Annotated in this window: 1 protein-coding gene; it reads right to left on the bottom strand. The window is 71.6% G+C overall.

The features are described from left to right. A partial coding sequence (locus tag ON39_RS18650; RefSeq protein WP_040735949.1) for an ATP-binding protein occupies positions 1-1,037 on the bottom strand: 1,037 nt, incomplete at both ends.

Raw genomic sequence — 1,037 nt, 5'->3', positions numbered from 1 at the left:
TGGGCTCGACGGGCCTGCTCCGCCTCGCCCGCCTCCGCGAGCCGGTCCCTGGCGTACTGCCTTATCGTGTCGAGCATTCGGTAGCGCGGGCCGCTGTCGTCCGCGAGGAGCAGCAACGATTTCTCGGTCAGCGCGGTGAGCAGCTCGAGCGTCCGCCACGGCTCGACCAGCTCGTCGGCCGCGCAAATACGTTCGGCCGCTTCGAGATTCACGCCGCCGGCGAACACCGCGAGCCTGCGCAGCACCATCCGTTCGTCGTCGCTGAGCAACTCCCAGCTCCAGTCGACCACCGCCCGCAACGTCCGGTGCTGCGGCAGCGCGGTCCGGCTACCGCCGGTCAGCAGGCGGAACCTGTCGTCGAGGCGGTTGGCCAGCTGGTCGAGGGACATGGTGCGCAGTCTGGCCGCGGCCAGCTCGATCGCCAGCGGAATGCCGTCGAGCGCACGACAGACGCGCGCCATGGTCGCCAGTGTTCCGGCGTCGATCACGAGATCCGGGCGCACCGCCGCGGCCCGGTCCCGCAGCAGCTGAACGGCCGGGGCGGACTCGATCGCGCCGGGTGCGGCGTCCGGTGCGGGCAGCGCCAGCGGCTCGACCTGCCACAACGCCTCGCCCGTGATGCCGAGCGGCTCTCGGCTCGTGGCGAGGATGCGGAGTTTCTGGCACTCGCCCAAGAGCCGGTGCGCGAAGGTCGCGGCCGCGTCGATCACATGCTCGCAGTTGTCCAGAATCAGCAGCGTTTCGCGCTCGCGGATGGCCGCGACGAGCCGGTCCATCGGCTCCGCGTTCGACGCGCCGAGCAGCGCGTCGCGCAGCCCGAGTGCGGCGAGCGCCGACTGGGCCAGGTCGCCGCCCGCGCCGACGGACGCCAGTTCCACCAGCCAGGCGCCGTCGGGCAGGTCGTCGAGCATGGTCCGCGCGGTCTCCACGGCCAGCCTGGTCTTTCCCGATCCGCCCGGGCCGGTCAGCGTGGTGAGGCGATGGTCGGCGATGAGGTCGCGGACGGCGGCGATATCGGTGTATTTGCCGATGTAGGT

Origin of the sequence: Nocardia tenerifensis NBRC 101015 (assembly GCF_000308715.1) — a bacterium.
Lineage (GTDB): Bacteria > Actinomycetota > Actinomycetes > Mycobacteriales > Mycobacteriaceae > Nocardia > Nocardia tenerifensis.
This window is presented reverse-complemented; position numbering and strand designations above follow the sequence as displayed.